The sequence below is a fragment of the Streptomyces sp. NBC_01689 genome, assembly GCF_036250675.1.
In the GTDB taxonomy this organism is placed as follows: Bacteria; Actinomycetota; Actinomycetes; order Streptomycetales; family Streptomycetaceae; genus Streptomyces.
This window is the reverse complement of sequence record NZ_CP109592.1, coordinates 279,045-295,715: the sequence shown is the minus strand read 5'-3', so window position 1 is coordinate 295,715 and position 16,671 is coordinate 279,045. Positions and strand designations below refer to the sequence as shown.

The following is a 16,671-nucleotide window of genomic DNA, read 5'->3' as shown; positions in this document are numbered from 1 at the left end:
CGCGGGCCCGCGAGGTGGCGTGGACGGGGGAGATCGGGTGGCGGGGCGGGCGAATCCGGGTGGCGGGCCCGGGCGGATCTCCCGGCGGCGGAGCGGATTTCGGATCACCGTTCCCCCGCTTCTCCGCTTCTCCGGTTCTCCGTTCTTCCGTTCTTCCGTTCCTCCGTTTCGCGATTCCGTGGTTCCGCGGGTTTTTCTCGATGGTGCCTCGAATTCCGGTGGACGGGGCGGGACATGCCTTGACGGGTGGAGTGGCGGTTCGTGAATCTCGGAACGGTACTGGCCGTTCACGCCCGAAGGGACACCATCGTGGTCAGCAAGAAGAGGAATCCCGCAGGACCCGAGCCGGAGCTCATCCCCGCCTTCGGCAGTGAGGTCACCGACGGTCTGGACGAGGACACGGAGGCGGACGTCCTGGGCAGCATCGCCCTGCAGTAGCAACCCCGCCGTCCCGCACCGCACTTCACCTCACGGCCCGCGGCGCGGACGGCGGCGGACGTGGGAGGGGACCCGCCGGCGGGTCCCCTCCCCTGTCCGTCCGTTCTCCCGCCCGTGCGGTCAGGACGTCACGAGCGCCACGCACATCGCGCCCAGTGCCACCGCCTGCAGCACGACCCGGGCGTTGATGACGCTGTCCCAGGTGCGCTGCAGGCCCCGCGCGTCGGGTGCGGTGCGGCAGTCCAGGGCGGCGCCGGTGAGCTCCTTGTTCACCGGCGCGCTGACCTTGTTGTAGACGGCCAGCCACACCACCAGGGCCAGGGCCGCCACCGCCGCGGCGACGGCCGGCGCGGTCTTGCCGTCGACGCCGGCCGCGACCGCGGTGGCCACGGTGGCGACCAGGCCGAAGACGCCCGGGACGGGCATCCGCCGGTCCCCGAAGCGGTGGATCTGCCCCATGGTGCTGGTCAGCACCGCGTCGTCGACGTGCGCGAGGGCGGGCCGCTGGACGATCGCGGAGAAGACGTCGGTGCCGTAGACCACCGCGTTGGCCATCGTGGCCACCACGGCCAGGGTTTGTACGAGCGCTTCCATCACAACCACCCTTGTCCGTCTGCCGGTTGCCACAAGGGCCGTGCCGCCCCGTGGATTTATCAACGCTAGATGTTCTGTCGACACTATCAAGTTCAGTGCTTTGAATGCTAGCGTTGACAACTCCATTAGTCCGCAAGGAATTCGGCGAGGACGTGGGGCGGCCCGGCCGGGGCGGTCCGCCGTGCCGCGCCTTGCGAGGACATCCGCCCGCACCGCTACGAGGAGACACCCAGATGGCCCATGGACGTGCCCGTCGCGTACTCATCGCCGGCGGAGGGATCGGCGGCCTGGCCGCGGCCCTCGCGCTGCAGCGCAGCGGTGTGGAGTGCGCGGTCTTCGAACGGGCCGAGGAACTGCGCGACGGCGGCGCGGGTCTGCACATCTGGACCAACGGTGTGCTCGCCCTCGACTTCCTGGGCGTGGCCGGCCGGGTCCTGGAGACCGCCCCGGCGCAGCACGTCGCGCACTTCAGCACCCACCGCGGCGAGGTGCTGGGCGCCTGGCCGGTGGGGGACTTCGTCGAGCGCTACGGGGCGCCCACGATCGCCGTCGAGCGCTCCGTCCTGCACGGTGTGCTGCGGGACGCGCTGCAGGGCTCCCCGGTGCGCACCGGCGCGCACGTGGTCGGCTTCGACCAGGACGAGGACGGGGTCACCGTGCGCTTCGCGGACGGCGGCAGCGAGCGGGGCGACCTGCTCATCGGCGCCGACGGCATCCACGGCGCCGTCCGTGACTGCCTGTTCGGGCCCGCCGACAACCGCTACAGCGGCTACATCGCCTGGCGCGGCCGCTCGCCCCTGAAGCACCCCGACATCCCGCCGGGGACGTTCAACGCGATGTTCGGGCCCGGTGTCCGCTTCACCTACTACGACGTCGCGCCCGGCCTGGTGCACTGGATGAGCGTGGCCAACGGGCCGGCCGGCGGACGCGACGAACCCGGCGTGCGCGAGATGCTGCTGCGCCGGCACCGCGGCTGGGGCGGACCGGTCGCCGACATCCTCGCCGCCACACCGGAGGAGGGGATCATCCGGGGCGACGTCGAGGGCCGGCGCCCCGAACGCCGCTGGGGCCGCGGCCGCGTCACCCTCCTCGGGGACGCCGCGCACCCCATCACCTTCAACATCGGCCAGGGCGCCTGCCAGGCACTGGAGGACGCCCTCGTGCTCGCCGAGCACCTCGAGCACGCCGGCAGCGACCCGGTCGCCGCGCTGCGCCGCTACGAACAGGAGCGCCGCGCCCGTACCGCACCGCTGCAGCGGATCGCCTGGCGGATCGGGCGGATGGGCGCGGTGGAGCATCCGCTGCTGATCCGGGCGCGCGAGGCGTTCATGCGCAAGAACTGGAACACCAAGGCCTTCGCCGCGGCCGAGAAGGGCCAGGTCGCCTACGGCACCCGCTGGGCGCGCGAAACCCGCCCGGGCAGCCCGGTCCCCGCCCCCCGCACCACCGTGGACTGACCCCGGCCCCCGTCCCCGCCACCGCCACGGACCGGTCCGGGGCCGTTGCGCCACCGCGCGCGGGACCTCGGGCCCTGCCGGCCCTGCCACCGCGGCGGGAGTCACCGGCCGTACGGCATCGTGCGCCCGCCCCCGGCACCCCCGGGGCCCCACGCCGTGGCCGGCTTCCGGGCGCGCGCCATCCCGCGCCGGCCGCGGGCGCACCGCCGCCGGCCGGCCCCGGCCCACCCCCTCCGCAGACCAACTCCACGGCACGGAAAGGAGCTTGGACAGCGCCTGGGCTCGGGACCCACCTCGCACAGGAGCGCCCCCGATCCGGGACCCGGCCTCACCTCCGCGCCGGGCCGGAGCGCCGAGGCCGGGCCACGGCACCCGCGTCCGGCGCCGGTTCACCCCACCCGCACCCGCACCGCAACCGCGCGCACCGCAACTCCCCGCACCACAGCCCCCCCGCACCGCAACCGCCCGTGCCGACAGCGACGTCGACGCTCCGCCAACTCCATCCGTTCCACCGCCTCCACCCGCAGCAGGCACCCCGGCCGAGCCCCGCGGGGCCTGTCACGCCGGCGGAGCCATCGGGCGTGCCCCGGCCCGGACCGCCGGGTACAGGCCGTTCCAGAGCGGGTGGTCGGGCGGGAACCCGAGGGAGACCAGGACGTTGACCAGCATCCCGTACGCCATGAACGTGGTGGTCTGGCCGGTGTCCGCGCCGAGCGGGCGGTGGACGGTGTCCCACAGCCGCTGCCACTCGGCCCGGACCGCCTCGCCGAACCCGGCGTCCCCCCGCGCCTCGCAGGCCGCGACCGCGACGTACACCTGCATCTGCATCAGCAGCCGTTCCGGCTCCTTGAGGATGACGCGGGTGTACGCGTCGGCCATCGCGCGCAGTGCCTCCTCGCCCGCCAGGCCCTTGGTCGCCTCGGCGAACAGCCGCGCGGTGTCGGCCAGACAGCGCCGCGCCGCCGCCAGGAACAGGGCCCGCTTGCCCGCGAAGAGACGGAAGAGGTACGGCTGCGACACCCCCGCGCGCCGGGCGACGGCCTCGGTGGAGGTCCCGTCGTACCCGCCCCGGGCGAACTCGCTCATCGCCGCGCGGATGACGCTCTCGCGCCGCTCGTCTGCGCTCATCCTCACCATGACCACAAGTTAGTGTTTGATCACTAACTGGGTCAAGGGGTCGGCCCGGGTAATACCCGGAGCGGTGGAACGCGGCTGGAATACGGGTGGGTTCAGGGTGGGTTCCGGGTGGTTTTCCGGCGGATCGCGGGCGGGAAAGGGCGCGCCGTCCGGTGCGGAATGCGGCGGCGGGAATCCGGCGCGGTACCGCCGGTCCAGACGCATTCGAGGAATGCGCCAGAACTCCGTGCCAGATTCACAGAATCGAGATCCGGTCGCCGACGGCTCGATGACCTTTCTCCGGCGTCTTCTTCGACTCAGTGAGGCAGGAACGGGGATGATCGACAATTTCTTCACGATGTTTCCCGGGCAGGGCTCGCAGCGCGCGGGCATGGCCGGGCATCTGCTGCGTGAGCACCCCCGCACCGCCGGACGCGTCCTGGCGCGCGCGCAGGACGCCACCGGCCTGCCGCTGACCGCGCTGTGCAGCACGGCGGGGGAGGAGGAGCTCGCCCCGACCGAGATCGCGCAGCCCGCCATCGTCGCCACCAGCCTCGCGGTCCTCGAAGTGCTGCGCGAGGAGGCCGGGTTCGTGCCGGCCGTGGTCGCCGGGCACAGCCTGGGCGAGTACACGGCACTGGTCGCCGCCGGGGTGCTGGGCGCCGACGACGCGCTGCGCCTGGTGCGCCGCCGCGGCGAGCTGATGGCCGGGGTCGCGCGCCGTGACGGCGGGTCGATGACGGCCGTGCTGGGCCTGGACCCCGGCCGGATCGAGGAGATCTGCGCCGGCTGCGCCCCGCTGGGCGTGGTGGAGATCGCCAACTACAACGAGCCGGGCCAGACGGTCGTCTCCGGGCAGCACGCCGCGGTCGAGGAGGCCGGCCGCCGGGCGCTGGCGGCGGGCGCCGAACGGGTGGTCGCGCTGAAGGTGTCGGCCCCCTTCCACTGCTCGCTGATGCGGGCGATCGAGGACGAGTTCGCCGCCGAACTGGAGCACGTCGCCTTCGCCGCGCCCCGGCTGCCCGTGATCAGCTCGGTCACCGGCACCCGGGTGCGTGACGGCGCCCACGCCCGCGATCTGCTGCGCCGTCAGCTGGCCGGTCCGGTGCGCTGGGTGGACGTGCTGGGCGCGGCGGCCGCGCTGGGGACGGGCGGCTGCCTGGAGGTCGGCCCCGGCCGGGTGCTGAGCGGCTTCGCCAACCGCACCGGCGTCCACTCCCTGGTGCGCAGCACCCACGACGCACGCCGTGTCGCCGCGCTGCTGCGCGAGCTGGGACAGGAGTCCGCGCCCGGCGCCGCCGCCTGACACCCCGCCCGCCTCCCTCCCGCTCCCCGGCCTCCGCCCCTTCCGACCCCTCCGACCCTTCCGACCCCTCCGATCCGCCCGGCCCTCTCCGTCCCGTCCCTTCCGTCCTCCTGTCCCTGTCGTCCTTCGTCGTCATCCGGTCCTTCTTCTTCATCCCGTTCCCGTCCCTCCGGTGCCGGCCTTCGGTGCCGGCGCCGCGGAGCGACCCATCCGAAAGGCAGCCAACGGTGTCCGAAACCCTGACTCCCACCTCGACCGACTACTTCTCCGCGGTCCAGGCCGCCATCGCCGACGCCCTGGGCATCGACGAGTCCGAGGCGGTTGCCGAGGCCACCCTGCTCGGGCAGCTCGGCGCCGAGTCGATCGACCTGCTCGACATCCTCTTCCGCATCGAGCGCGCCACCAAGGTGAAGATCACCGTGGCCGACATCGCCGCCCTGCTCCAGGGCGGCATCCCCGACGAGGAGTTCGGTGACGAGAACGAGGTCGTCAACGACACGGGCCTCACCCACCTGGAGAAGGTCCTGCCGCAGTTCGACCGCAGCCAGCTCGCCGAGCCGCTGACCGCCGAGGGCGTGCTGGGCCTGTTCACCGTGCAGAACCTCACCGACCTGCTGACCGAGCGGGCCGCGGCGCAGAACGCCGCCTGACCGCTCCGTCCGGCCGGTGGCGCGCGGGCCGAAGGCGTCCCGCGCACCACCCGCACCCCGGCCGGCCGCCCGTCGCGTCCCGGGCGGCCGCCCGGCCGGGACACGGCCCCGGTCCGCGCGGGCCCCGGCGCCGCCGCCCACCTCGTAGCAGAAACGGGAAGAGACAGATGAAGCTGAAGGACCGCACCGCCCTGGTCACCGGTGCCTCACGCGGCATCGGCCGGGCCATCGCCCTGGCCCTGGCCGAGCAGGGCGCGGCCGTCGCCGTCAACTACCGCTCCCGGCAGGAGGACGCCGCCGCGGTCGTCAAGGAGATCGAGACCGCCGGCGGCCGGGCCGTGGCCGTCGGCGCCGACGTCGCCGACCCGCAGCAGGCCGCCCGCCTGGTCCAGGAGGCCACCCGCCACCTCGGCTCCCTCGACATCCTCGTCAACAACGCGGGCACCAGCGACGACGGTCTCATCTACGACGCGCCGCCGGACGCCTGGCTGAACGTCATGAAGGTCAACTTCGGCGGCGCCTACCACTGCACACACGCCGTCCTGGAGCAGTTCATGGCCCACGGCGACGCCACGATCGTCAACATCTCCTCGGCGATGGGCGAACGCGGCTGGATCGGCCAGGCCAACTACTCCGCCTCCAAAGGAGCGTTGAACTCCTTCACCCGCTGCGCGGCGATCGAGCTCGCCCGCTTCGGCGTGCGCGTCAACGCGGTCCTGGCCGGCTTCACCCCGACCGACCTGGTGGAGGGGGTGATGCAGCGCGACGGCGGCCGCAGCATCAAGCGGCAGATACCGCTGCGCCGTTTCGCCACCGTCGAGCAGGTCGCGGCGGCGGCGGTGTTCCTGGCCGGACCCGACTCCGGCTACACCACCGGCGAACTGCTCAGCGTCGACGGCGGGTTCTCCGCCCAGCTGGGCACCGGCCGTCCGTGACGGACCGTGAGGGAACGGAAGAAGAGACGACGATGCGATTCCATCTGATCGACCGGATCGAGACCTTCACGCCGCGGGAGCACATCACCGCGCGCAAGGTCACCTCCGTCGACGAGAGCTACTGGCAGGACACCGGGAGCGGACCGGCCATGCCCTTCGGACTGGCCCTGGAGGCGCTGTGCCAGTCGGCGACCTGGCTGATCATGCTCTCCACCGACCACCGGCTGCGTGCCGCGCTCCTCGCCGTCGGCGAGGCCACCGCGCACCGCGCCGTCCGCCCCGGAGAGGTGCTGCGCATGCGGGCCACCATCGAGTCGATGACCGAGGAGGCCGCCCTCCTGGACGGCACCGTGACCGCGGACGGCGAGGACGTCCTGAGCGCCGGCGGCATCCTGTGCGCGCTCATCGACGCCGAACGCCTCGACGACCCCGCCGACACCCGGCGCATGGCGCACCAGCTGCAGGGCGGAGGGCCGGTGGGATGACCCGTGTAGCCATCACCGGAGTGGGGGCCGTCACCCCGCTCGGCAACGACGCCGAGAGCACCTGGCAGGCACTGGCCGCCGGCCGCAGCGGCGTCGGCAGACTCACCACCTTCGACGCCTCCGGCTTCCCGGTGCGCATCGCCGCCCAGGTCAAGGACTTCGACGCGGCCACGGCGATCCCCGCCCGGGTGGGACGCAAACACCTTTCCCGCGTCGGCCAGTTCGGCGTCGCGGCCGCCTGGGAGGCGCTGCGCAACGCGGGCGCCGACGAACTCGGCGAGGACGTGTACCCCTTCGACGAGCGCGGCGTCGCCATGGGCGCCAGCGTCGGCCGGCCCGAACTGCAGGCCCTCCTCGACGTCGGCCACCTGCGCGCCACCACCGGCCGCCCCGACGCCTTCCTGTGCCACCCGCCGGCCGTCACCCTGACCGACGACCAGAACGTGCCGCTGAGCGCCATGGCCCGGATGATGTCCGCGACCGGGCCGATGATCGGCATCTCCACCGCCTGCTCCGGCTCCGGGCACGCCATCGGCGAGGCCTTCCGCGCCATCCAGGAGGGCGACGCCCAGCTGATGGTCGCCGGCGGCTACGACTCCCTGACCACCTGGCTCGACCTGCTCGGCTTCAGCCTGCTGGGCGCCCTGACCGACCGCCACAACGACGACCCCGAGCACGCCTCACGGCCCTTCGACGCCGACCGCTCCGGCTTCGTGGTCGGCGAGGGCGCCGTCGCCGTGGTCCTGGAGGACCTGGACGCCGCCCGCGAGCGCGGCGCACCCGTCCTCGGCGAGGTCCTCGGCTACGGCTCCACCCTCAACGCCTGGCGCATCACCGACTCACCGCCCGACGGCTCCGGCGCGATCCAGGCCATGCAGGCCGCACTGGCCGAGTCCGGCGTGGGCACCGGCGGCATCGACTACGTCGTCGCGCACGGCACCAGCACCCACGGCAACGACCAGTCCGAGACCGTCGCCATCAAGAAGGTCTTCGCCGACGACGCCCACCGCCTGGTCGTCAGCGCCCCCAAGTCGATGGCCGGCCACCTCACCTCCGCCAGCCTGGGCCTGGGCGTACTGGCCGCGCTCGGCGCGATCCGCCACCGCCTGGTCCCGCCCACCGTCAACCTCGACCAGCCCGACCGCGGCCTCGACCTCGACTACGTACCGCACACCGCCCGCCCGATGCCGGTGGACGCGGCCCTCATCAACGCGTTCGCGTTCGGCGGCAGCAACACCAGCCTCGTCATCGGCGCCCCGCGGGAGGACACATGACCACCACCGCCCCCCGGACCGGCGCCGCCCCCGCGCGCACGGCCCCCGGGCAGACCACCGCCGACGACGCCGCTGCCGTGCGGGCCGCCGCCCTCACCCGGGCACAGGCGCGGGCCGCCGGCGCCCAGGCGGTGCCGGCCTTCGACCGGCTGCTGGAACTCGTGGAGGGCGAACGGGCCGTGGCCGTCCGCAACGTGCCCGCCACCCTGGCCTGCTTCACCGCCCACTTCCCCCGCCACCCCGTCCTGCCCGGCGTCCTGCTGCTGGAGAGCCTCACCGCACTGGCCCGCGCCGCCGCCGGCCCCGGCTCCTGGCACCTGGCCGCCGTGCGCGGGGTGCGCTTCAAGCACTTCGTCGGCCCCGGCGACCAGGTGCACCTCACCGTCGAGGTGAGCCGGCACAGCCCCCGGCAGACCGAATGCCGGGCCACCGCCCGGGTCGGGGACCGGGTGGTCGCCACCGTCCGCGCCCTGACCCTGGCCGGCGCCACCACGACCCGGGAGGGCACAGCATGAGCGAGCAGCGCCGCCGCGTGATGGTCACCGGCATCGGCCTGATGACCGCGATCGGCCAGAGCGCCGCCGAGACCTGGGACAGCCTGCTGGAGGGCCGCTGCGGCATCGGCCCGCTGCGCGCCTACGACCCGGCCCCGCTGCGCACCGGCATCGGCGCCGAGATCCACGGCTTCGACCCCGCCCAGTGGGCCGGCCGGCGCACCCTGCGCATGCTGTGCCGCGGCGACCAGCTGGCCCTGGCCGGCGCCACCCTCGCCCTGCGCGACGCGGGCCTGGACGGCGAGAGCGACCTGGGACAGCGCACCGGGCTCTTCCTCGGCAGCAACAAGGAAATGCCCCGCATGGACGAACTCATCACCCAGCTCCAGGCCGTCCGCGCCGACGACGGCACCCCCGACCTGCACCTGCTGGGCCGCACCGCCTCCTCGGTGGTCGCCCCGCTGTTCTTCGTCGAGGGACTGCAGCCCGCCGCCGCCTTCCACATCTCCGAGAAGTACGGCATCCGCGGCGCCAACGCCTACTTCGCCGGCACCGCCGACTCCGGCGCGATGGCCATCGGCCGCGCCATGCGCACCGTACGCCGCGGCGAGGCCGACGTCGTCCTCGCCGGCGGCTACGACGACGCCACCGGCTGGTGGGCGATGTCCAAGATGGACGGCCTCGGCGTCCTGAGCACCCGCACCGACCTCGGCCAGGAAGCCTTCCGCCCCTTCGACCGCGACCGCTCCGGCTCCGTGTTCGGCGAGGGCGCCGCCCTCCTCGTCCTGGAGGAACGCGGACACGCCCTGGCCCGCGGCGCCCACTGCTACGCCGAGGTCACCGGATTCGGCGCCGGCAACGACTGCGTCCGCCCGCCCAGCCCCCAGCCCCGCGCCCGCGGCCTGGCCCGCGCGATCGGCCGCGCCCTGCGCGACGCCGAACGCCCCTTCCCCGACGGCGGATACATCGCCGCACACGGCTGCGCCACCCTGCAGGGCGACGCCAGCGAGACCGTCGCCCTGCACGACGCCCTCGGCACCGCCGCCAAGTCCGCCCAGATCAGCAGCGTCAAACCGCAGACCGGCCACCTGGTCGGCGGCGCCGGCGCACTCAACGCGGCCGTCGCCGCGCTCGCCCTGGACAGCGGCACCGTGCCCGCCACCCTCAACCTGCACCGCCCCGCCCCCGAGTGCGACCTCGACTACGTCCCGCTCAGCCCCCGCCACACCCGCCCCGACAGCGCCCTCGCCCTGGCCCGCGGCCTGGAAGGGCAGGCCGTCGCCGTCGCCCTGGGACGGCCCTCGTGACCCGGCAACCCGACACCCCCGCCACACCCCGCACCGCACCGGCACCCGCCACACCCCACACCGCACCGGCACCCGGCACACCCCACACCACACGGACCCCCGCCGCACCCGCCTCACCCGCGGCCCCCGACACCACCGACACAGCCCGCACAGCCGGTGCGGCCGGTCCGTCCGCGACATCCGCCGTGCCTGCCCCGCCCGCCGTGCCTGTCGCACCCGCCGCGCCGGGCATGCCTGGCACGCCCGTGACACCCGCGATACCCGCAACAGCTGGAATGCCCGCACCACACGGCATCCCCGAAAGGAGTGCGGCCATGACCGACGTCTACGACCACGACACCCGGCCGGACGCCGCGGCCCGGCCCCGGACCGTGGTGGTCTGCGGCATCGGCGCCGTGACCGCCCAGGGCGAGGGCGCCACGGCGCTGTGGGAGGGCATCCGGGCCGGGCATTCCGCCATCGGCCCGGTACGCGGCATGCCGATGGACGGCTACGGCACGGCCATCGGCGGCGAGGTGCGCAACCCCTCCCGGCCCGCCTACGACTACCTCGCCTCCTTCGGCGGCCGCGAACGCGAACCGGCGATGGACTTCGCGCTGACCGCCGCCCAGGAGGCGATGGCCGGCGCCGGCCTCGCCTCGCTGCCCGCCGAACGCTGGGGCGTCGCCTTCGGCTCCTGCAACGGAGGCCTGCGCACCGCCGAGAAACTCGCCCGCCGCAGCCGCGAGGGCACCGCGCCCCCCGACGACGGCCGGCACTACCTGCTGGTGCCCCCGCAGGCCATCGCCGAGGCACTCAGCAGCGCCTTTTCCCTCAAGGGCCCCGCACTGAGCGTCAACACCGCCTGCGCCTCCGGCGCCCACGCCATCGCCCACGCCGCCGAGGCGATCTCCGCCGGCCGCGCGGACGCGATGCTCGCCGGCGGCAGCGACGCCTTCACCGAGACCGCCTTCGCCGGCTTCACCAGCCTGCAGTCCCTGTCCACCAAGCCCGCCGCCCCCTACTCCAAGGACCGCGACGGCCTCTCCCTCGGCGAGGGCGCCGGCATGCTGGTCCTCGCCGAGGAGTCCGTGGCACGCGCCGCCGGCGCCCCCATCCTCGCCGAGGTCCTGGGCTACGGCCTGTCCGCCGACGGCTACCACGCCACCGCCCCGCACCCCGAGGGCGAAGGCGCCGCCCGCGCCATCCGCGGCGCCCTGAAGGCCGCCGGCATCACCCCGCAGGACGTCGGCTACATCAACGGCCACGGCACCGGTACCCCCAAGAACGACTCCGCCGAGTCCAACGCCGTGCGCGCCGCGTTCGGCGAGGCCGCCGACAAGACCGCGCTCAGCAGCTCCAAGTCGATGATCGGCCACCTGCTCGGCGCGGCCGGCGCGGTCGAGGCCATCGTCACCGTCCAGGCCCTCGTCGAACAGACCGCCCCGCCGACCGCCAACTTCACCGGCACCGACCCCAAATGCGGACTCGACGCCGTCCCCGACACCGGCCGCGAACTGGCCATGAACGCCGCCCTGTCCAACAACTTCGCCTTCGCCGGCGCCAACGCCTGCGTCGCCTTCGGCTGGCCGTCGGGCCGCCGCTTCTCCGTACCGGCCCCGCCCGCCGCGGAGAAGGTCGTCATCACCGGCGGCGCCGCCATCACCGCCGCCGGCGAAGGCCCGGACGCCCTGTGGGAGGCCTGGCAGCGCGGCACACGGCTGGGCGGCGAAGAGGACGGACTGCACGTCGCCCGCGCCGACTTCGACCCCGCCGCCCACATCGGCGCCCGCGACCGCCGCCGCATGGACCGCCTCTCCCAGCTCGCCGTCGCCTCCTGCCGCGCCGCCCTCGCCCACGCGGGACTGGACGCCGACGAACACACCGGCGTCGTCCTGGGCACCGGGCTCGGCCCGATGCGCAGCATCGAGGACTTCCTGCTGCCCGTCCTGGACGGCTGCCCCGCCGAGGGCAGCCCGGCCGTCTTCCCCAACACCGTCTTCAACGCCGCCGCCGGCCAGGTCGCCATGCACGTCGGCGCCAAGGGCCCCACCTCCACCGTGACCACCGGCCACGCGGCCGGCGCCTCCGCCCTGACCGTCGCCCACGACCTGCTGCTGCAGCACCGCGCCGACGCCGTCCTGTGCCCCGCCGTCGAGGACCTCTCCCCGGGCGTCCTGACCGCCTACCGCGGCCTGCCGCTGTTCACCGACACCGGCTACACCCTCGCCGAGGCCGGCATCACCCTGGTCCTGGAACGCGAGTCCAGCGCCCGTGCCCGCGGCGCCCGCATCCTGGCCGAGTTCGCCGGCCACGGCACCGCCGGCGACGCGGCCGGCGTCGGACGCTGGGACGAGGACGGCGACGGCGTCGAACGCGCCATGCACGCGGCCCTCGGCCACGCCGGGGTCCACCCCCGCGACATCACCGCGATCTGGGCCAACGCCGCCGGCCTCACCCGCGCCGACGCCCCCGAGGCACGGGCCACCGGCCGGCTCGCCGCCGCGTCCGGCTGCCCCGTGCACACCCCCAAGCAGACCCTCGGTGAACCCGTCGGCGCGGGCGCCCAGCTCGCCGCCCTCCTCGCCGTCACCGGCTGGCAGCACCACACCACCGCCGGCCCGGTCCTCATCAACAGCTCCTCCCTCGGCGGCACCCACATCAGCCTCGTCCTGCGTCCCGCAACGGAGAACTGACCATGCCCCACACCCCCGCCCCGCCCCCCGCCGAACGCCACGTGTCCGTCCTGGCCACCGGCGCCCACCTGCCCGGCGAGGCCCTCGACAACGACGCCCTGGCCCGCGTCTGCGGACCGCTGCCCGACGACGTCCTGGACGGCATCCAGGTCCAGCGCCGGCACTGGATGACCGACCCCCGCACCGGCGCCCACACCACCAGCACCTCCGCCATGGCGACCGCCGCCGCCCGCCAGGCCCTCGACCGGGCCGGCGTCGGCGCCGACGAGATCGACCTCATCGTCGTCTCCACCGCCAGCCCCGACTACCTGCTGCCCGTCGCCGCCACCTACGTCCAGGAACAACTCGGCCTGGAACGCTGCGCCGTCATCGAGGTCAGGGCCGGCTGCGTCGGCGCCGTCCAAGCCCTCGACATCGCCCGCCGCCTGCTCGCCGACGGCACCTACGCCACCGCCCTGGTCATCGGCGCCGAAGCCGTCTCCCCGCTGCTGGCCCCCGTCTTCCTGGGCCGCGAACCCGAACGCGTACGGATGCGCGACCGCCTGACCGTCTACACCTTCGGCGACGGCGCCGGCGCCATGGTGCTGCGCGCCGGCGAGGAAGGCTCCGCCGCCGGCCGCCCGCGCCCCGTCTTCGCCACCCGCTCCCTGGGCGGCACCCGCAAACCCGGCATGCACATCATCGGCGGCGGCACCGACGCCCCCCTCGCCGAACAGCAGCGCCGCCCCCGCCTCATGGACATCCGCCTCGACATCCCCGGCACCGCCCGCTTCGGCCCCCGCGTCTTCGTCGAGGGCATCCACGACATGCTCCACCGCTCCCGCCTCACCCTCGACGACATCGACGCCTGCGTCCTGCCCGAGGGAAACGCCGAGTACTTCGCCAGCGAGTACGGCACCGCCGGACTGTCCGACGCCGACCGGACCACCCTGAGCAAGACCATCGTGGAGAACCTCACCGACGTCGGCGCCACCGGCTCCGCCGCCGTCCCGCTGGCCCTGGACGCCGGCTGGAGCCAGGGCCGCATCACCCCCGGCGACACCGTCCTGCTCCTCGCCATCGAGGCCAGCCGCTACGTGTACGCGGGCCTCACCCTCACCTGGGACGCCCCCTTCCCCGGCCGGTGACGGGCCCCGGCCCGCCCCCGCCCGCCCCGACCCGCCCCCCGCGGGCGCCGACACCACAAGGATGGAACGTGTCGATACAAGAGACGGTGCGCACCGCACAGAGCGTGGAGGAGCGCAACAAGAAGACCATCCGCCGGGTCTTCGACGCCTTCGTCAACCAGGGCGACTTCTCGGTCGTGGACGAGATCTACAGCCCCGACATGGTCGACCACCAGCCGCTGCCCGGAGCCCCCGAAGGACTCGAAGGAGTCCGCTACACCATCGCCGGCCTGCGCGAGGGCTTCCCCGACCTGCACGTGACCATCCAGGACATGAGCGCCCACGGCGACCACGTCGTCATCCACAACACCTGGCGCGGCACCCACCTCGGCGACTTCCTCGGCGCCGCCCCCACCGGACAGGTCATCGAGTTCAACGGCGTCGTGGTGTGGCGGCTGCTCGACAACGGCCTGATCGCCGAACGCTGGGGCATCGGCGTGGAGTCCAACATGCTCGCCGTGCTCGGCATGCGCCGGCTGGCCCCCGCCGCCCGCACCGCGGCCCGCGCCGCCGCCCGCCGCGCCGTCACCGGCGCCTGCACCCTGCTCACCCTGACCGGCGGCGCCGCCGAAGGCTGGCGCCGCCTGCAGACCGAGCTCGCCGGACCCCGGCTGCACGCCTACGAGACCTCCCGGCGCCGCGCCGGCATCCTCCAGGAGTCCTTCGACCTGCGCCCGCTCGACGGCCACGACGTCCTCGTCCACCAGATCGAAGCCCGCGACCCGCAGGCCGCCGCCCGCCGCCTGCTCACCTCCACCGACCCCTTCGACCAGTGGCTGCGCGAACAGGCCACCGAGATCCTCGGCACCGACCCCTGGTCCCGCCTCGCCGACAGCACCACCACCGGCACGGCCCACACCTGGACCTCCGTCACCACCGAGCTGACCACCGCCGACTGACCGCCGACGGGCGGCCCCAGCCGACCGACCGGCAACCGGCCGCCCCCCCGGCGGCCCGCCCCCGGCGGACGGGCCGCCGGAGCCCGAACCTCGGGGGCCGGTACGCCCGGACCGGTCCCCGCCCGGGCCGACCGGTGACGCGGTGGACGGGCCCGGGGGCCAGGGGAGTGATGCGGTGAACGGCCTCCGCCCGAGGGACACCTCTCCTCGAACGCCTCCGGACCGGGAGCTGAACCCGGTGAACGGGCCCCGGACCACGGGGGATCGACTCCTGCGCGAGGGCCCGCAGGGGTGAACAGGCCTCGGCTCGGCGGAGTCGGCTCCCTGTCCCGGCCGGGATGCCACGGCCAGGGCGGTCCGGGGCGCGCCCGGCAACCGGCGCGGCACCCGACCCGGTGCACCTGAACGGCCCCTGGCCCGGAGGCAGTCGGCGCCCCCGGCGCATGGAGACCGGCCCCCGGCGGGCGGTTTCCCGGATCGCGGAGCCGACGCCCGCAGGCGCCCCCCCGGGCTCAAGGGAACCGGTGCCGGTCAACGGCCCCCCGCCCGAGGGGAGTCGGCGCCCCGGCGCATAAAGACCGGCCCCCGGCGGGCGGTTTCCCGGATCGCGGAGCCGACGCCCGCAGGCGCCCCCGGGGCTCAAGGAAACCGGTGCCGGTCAACAGCCCCCCTGCCGGGGGCAGTCGGCGCCCCCGGCTCCAGGAGTCCCGGACCTGGTGAGCCGGCCGCAGGCCACCCGGCCCCAGTACTTCTCTAGCAAGGGCATCAATACTGTCACTGCTAATTCCCGGGTGGTGCCGGAACCGGCCGTACCCGGGACGGCACCCGCCCGCACGGCTCAGGAAGGAACCGATGATGCGGCAACGAACACTCGGCAGCCAGGGGCCGGCGGTCTCCGAACAGGGACTCGGCTGCATGGGCATGACCTTCGCCTACGGCCCCGCCGACGAGCAGGAGGCCCTGCGCACCGCGCACCGGGCACTGGAACTGGGCGTCACCCTCCTCGACACCGCCGACTTCTACGGCCCGCACAGCAACGAGGAGTTCGTCGCCCGGGTCATCGCCGGCCGCCGCGACGGCGTCGTCGTCTGTTCCAAGGTCGGCAACGAGGTCACCGAGGACGGCACCATCACCGGCCGCCTCAACAACCGCCCCGACTACATCCGTACCGCCGTCGAGGGCACCCTGCGCCGGCTGGGCACCGACCACCTCGACCTGTACTACCTGCACCGCGTCGACCCCGCCGTGCCCGTCGAGGAGTCCGTCGGCGCGCTGGCCGAACTGGTCCAGGCCGGCAAGGTCCGCCACCTCGGCGTGTGCGAGGCGTCCGCCGCCACCATCCGCCGCGCCCACGCCGTGCACCCGCTGGCCGCCGTACAGACCGAGTACTCCCTGTCCACCCGCGACGTCGAGGCCAACGGAGTCCTGGCCACCGTCCGCGAACTGGGCATCGGCTTCGTCGGCTACAGCCCGCTGGGCCGCGGCCTGCTCACCGGCCGCATCCGCAGCCTCGACGGGCTGGCCGAACACGACTTCCGCCGTATCGCGCCCCGCTTCCAGCAGGGCAACCTCGACCAGAACCTGCACGTCGTCGAACGGCTGCAGCACCTGGCCGCGTCCAAGGGCATCACCGCCGGGCAGCTCGCCCTGGCCTGGGTGCTCGCCCAGGGCGACGACGTCATCGCCATCCCCGGCACCAAGCGCGTCCCGTACCTGCAGGAGAACCTCGCCGCGAGCGACGTGACCCTGAGTGCGGACGACCTCAGGGCGCTCGACGAGATCGCCCCCCACGGCTCCACGGTGGGGGACCGCTATCCCGTCGGCGCCATGGCCACGCTCGACGGCTGAACCCCGACCGGCCGCGGACCTTCGAAG

15 protein-coding genes are annotated in these 16,671 nt (G+C 74.4%); 13 read left to right on the top strand and 2 right to left on the bottom strand.

Annotation, left to right across the window (positions count from 1 at the left end):
* Window positions 1-261 precede the first annotated feature (261 nt).
* Window positions 262-438 carry a hypothetical protein gene (locus OG776_RS00860; protein ID WP_187286092.1) on the top strand — a complete coding sequence of 59 codons (177 nt, stop codon included), beginning with the start codon at window positions 262-264 and terminating at the stop codon, window positions 436-438.
* 120 nt (window positions 439-558) lie between these two features.
* Here the strand turns inward: OG776_RS00860 and OG776_RS00855 are convergent, their stop codons facing one another.
* Window positions 559-1,032 (bottom strand): DUF1772 domain-containing protein, encoded by a 474-nt coding sequence (locus OG776_RS00855; protein WP_148014604.1) that lies wholly within the window; start codon window positions 1,030-1,032, stop codon window positions 559-561.
* Between the two features lie 233 nt (window positions 1,033-1,265).
* On the opposite strand from OG776_RS00855, the gene OG776_RS00850 reads away from it, so the two are divergent.
* Entirely contained in the window at window positions 1,266-2,489 is a 1,224-nt protein-coding gene (locus OG776_RS00850; protein WP_329318164.1) for an FAD-dependent monooxygenase, read from the top strand.
* 558 nt (window positions 2,490-3,047) lie between these two features.
* Here OG776_RS00850 and OG776_RS00845 read toward each other — a convergent pair.
* Window positions 3,048-3,626, bottom strand: coding sequence for a TetR/AcrR family transcriptional regulator (locus tag OG776_RS00845; protein WP_148014843.1), 579 nt, complete (start codon window positions 3,624-3,626; stop codon window positions 3,048-3,050).
* A gap of 316 nt (window positions 3,627-3,942) precedes the next feature.
* Between OG776_RS00845 and fabD the strand changes: the two genes are divergently transcribed.
* The 11 genes from fabD (at window position 3,943) to OG776_RS00790 (ending at window position 16,644) form a co-directional block, all read left to right on the top strand.
* The gene (gene fabD / locus OG776_RS00840; RefSeq protein ID WP_148014844.1) at window positions 3,943-4,911 is read left to right on the top strand and encodes an ACP S-malonyltransferase; all 969 of its coding nucleotides are present in this window, start codon (window positions 3,943-3,945) and stop codon (window positions 4,909-4,911) included.
* 227 nt (window positions 4,912-5,138) lie between these two features.
* Window positions 5,139-5,561, top strand: a complete 423-nt coding sequence (locus tag OG776_RS00835; protein WP_261995124.1) for an acyl carrier protein — start codon at window positions 5,139-5,141, stop codon at window positions 5,559-5,561.
* Between the two features lie 167 nt (window positions 5,562-5,728).
* Window positions 5,729-6,496 (top strand): SDR family NAD(P)-dependent oxidoreductase, encoded by a 768-nt coding sequence (locus OG776_RS00830; RefSeq protein WP_148015007.1) that lies wholly within the window; start codon window positions 5,729-5,731, stop codon window positions 6,494-6,496.
* A 32-nt stretch (window positions 6,497-6,528) separates the two neighbouring features.
* Window positions 6,529-6,981 (top strand): 3-hydroxylacyl-ACP dehydratase, encoded by a 453-nt coding sequence (locus OG776_RS00825; protein WP_148015008.1) that lies wholly within the window; start codon window positions 6,529-6,531, stop codon window positions 6,979-6,981.
* Window positions 6,978-8,255 carry a beta-ketoacyl-[acyl-carrier-protein] synthase family protein gene (locus tag OG776_RS00820; protein ID WP_148015009.1) on the top strand — a complete coding sequence of 426 codons (1,278 nt, stop codon included), beginning with the start codon at window positions 6,978-6,980 and terminating at the stop codon, window positions 8,253-8,255. Before OG776_RS00825 ends, OG776_RS00820 begins: the two co-directional genes overlap by 4 nt.
* Window positions 8,252-8,770: a hydroxymyristoyl-ACP dehydratase gene (locus tag OG776_RS00815; RefSeq protein ID WP_329318158.1), complete on the top strand. Its 519-nt coding sequence runs from the start codon at window positions 8,252-8,254 to the stop codon at window positions 8,768-8,770. The genes OG776_RS00820 and OG776_RS00815 overlap by 4 nt, the downstream gene beginning before the upstream one ends.
* The gene (locus OG776_RS00810) at window positions 8,767-10,056 is read left to right on the top strand and encodes a beta-ketoacyl-[acyl-carrier-protein] synthase family protein (RefSeq protein WP_329318156.1); all 1,290 of its coding nucleotides are present in this window, start codon (window positions 8,767-8,769) and stop codon (window positions 10,054-10,056) included. The genes OG776_RS00815 and OG776_RS00810 overlap by 4 nt, the downstream gene beginning before the upstream one ends.
* A gap of 314 nt (window positions 10,057-10,370) precedes the next feature.
* A complete protein-coding gene (locus tag OG776_RS00805; RefSeq protein ID WP_148014764.1) occupies window positions 10,371-12,731 on the top strand; it encodes a beta-ketoacyl-[acyl-carrier-protein] synthase family protein in 2,361 nt (786 codons plus the stop codon).
* A gap of 2 nt (window positions 12,732-12,733) precedes the next feature.
* Window positions 12,734-13,858 (top strand): 3-oxoacyl-ACP synthase III family protein, encoded by a 1,125-nt coding sequence (locus OG776_RS00800; RefSeq protein ID WP_329318153.1) that lies wholly within the window; start codon window positions 12,734-12,736, stop codon window positions 13,856-13,858.
* Between the two features lie 68 nt (window positions 13,859-13,926).
* The gene (locus OG776_RS00795) at window positions 13,927-14,796 is read left to right on the top strand and encodes an ester cyclase (RefSeq protein WP_329318151.1); all 870 of its coding nucleotides are present in this window, start codon (window positions 13,927-13,929) and stop codon (window positions 14,794-14,796) included.
* An 855-nt stretch (window positions 14,797-15,651) separates the two neighbouring features.
* Window positions 15,652-16,644: an aldo/keto reductase gene (locus OG776_RS00790; RefSeq protein WP_148014876.1), complete on the top strand. Its 993-nt coding sequence runs from the start codon at window positions 15,652-15,654 to the stop codon at window positions 16,642-16,644.
* Window positions 16,645-16,671: the final 27 nt, after the last annotated feature.

Bases quoted from the DNA above. Each gene is read 5' to 3' on its own strand.
- OG776_RS00820 (WP_148015009.1), top strand. From the start codon at position 6,978: ATGACCCGTGTAGCCATCACCGGAGTGGGGGCCGTCACCCCGCTCGGC.
- OG776_RS00855 (WP_148014604.1), bottom strand. From the start codon at position 1,032: ATGGAAGCGCTCGTACAAACCCTGGCCGTGGTGGCCACGATGGCCAAC.
- OG776_RS00810 (WP_329318156.1), top strand. From the start codon at position 8,767: ATGAGCGAGCAGCGCCGCCGCGTGATGGTCACCGGCATCGGCCTGATG.
- OG776_RS00830 (WP_148015007.1), top strand. From the start codon at position 5,729: ATGAAGCTGAAGGACCGCACCGCCCTGGTCACCGGTGCCTCACGCGGC.
- OG776_RS00825 (WP_148015008.1), top strand. From the start codon at position 6,529: ATGCGATTCCATCTGATCGACCGGATCGAGACCTTCACGCCGCGGGAG.
- OG776_RS00805 (WP_148014764.1), top strand. From the start codon at position 10,371: ATGACCGACGTCTACGACCACGACACCCGGCCGGACGCCGCGGCCCGG.
- OG776_RS00815 (WP_329318158.1), top strand. From the start codon at position 8,252: ATGACCACCACCGCCCCCCGGACCGGCGCCGCCCCCGCGCGCACGGCC.
- OG776_RS00850 (WP_329318164.1), top strand. From the start codon at position 1,266: ATGGCCCATGGACGTGCCCGTCGCGTACTCATCGCCGGCGGAGGGATC.
- OG776_RS00800 (WP_329318153.1), top strand. From the start codon at position 12,734: ATGCCCCACACCCCCGCCCCGCCCCCCGCCGAACGCCACGTGTCCGTC.
- fabD (WP_148014844.1), top strand. From the start codon at position 3,943: ATGATCGACAATTTCTTCACGATGTTTCCCGGGCAGGGCTCGCAGCGC.
- OG776_RS00790 (WP_148014876.1), top strand. From the start codon at position 15,652: ATGCGGCAACGAACACTCGGCAGCCAGGGGCCGGCGGTCTCCGAACAG.
- OG776_RS00845 (WP_148014843.1), bottom strand. From the start codon at position 3,626: ATGGTGAGGATGAGCGCAGACGAGCGGCGCGAGAGCGTCATCCGCGCG.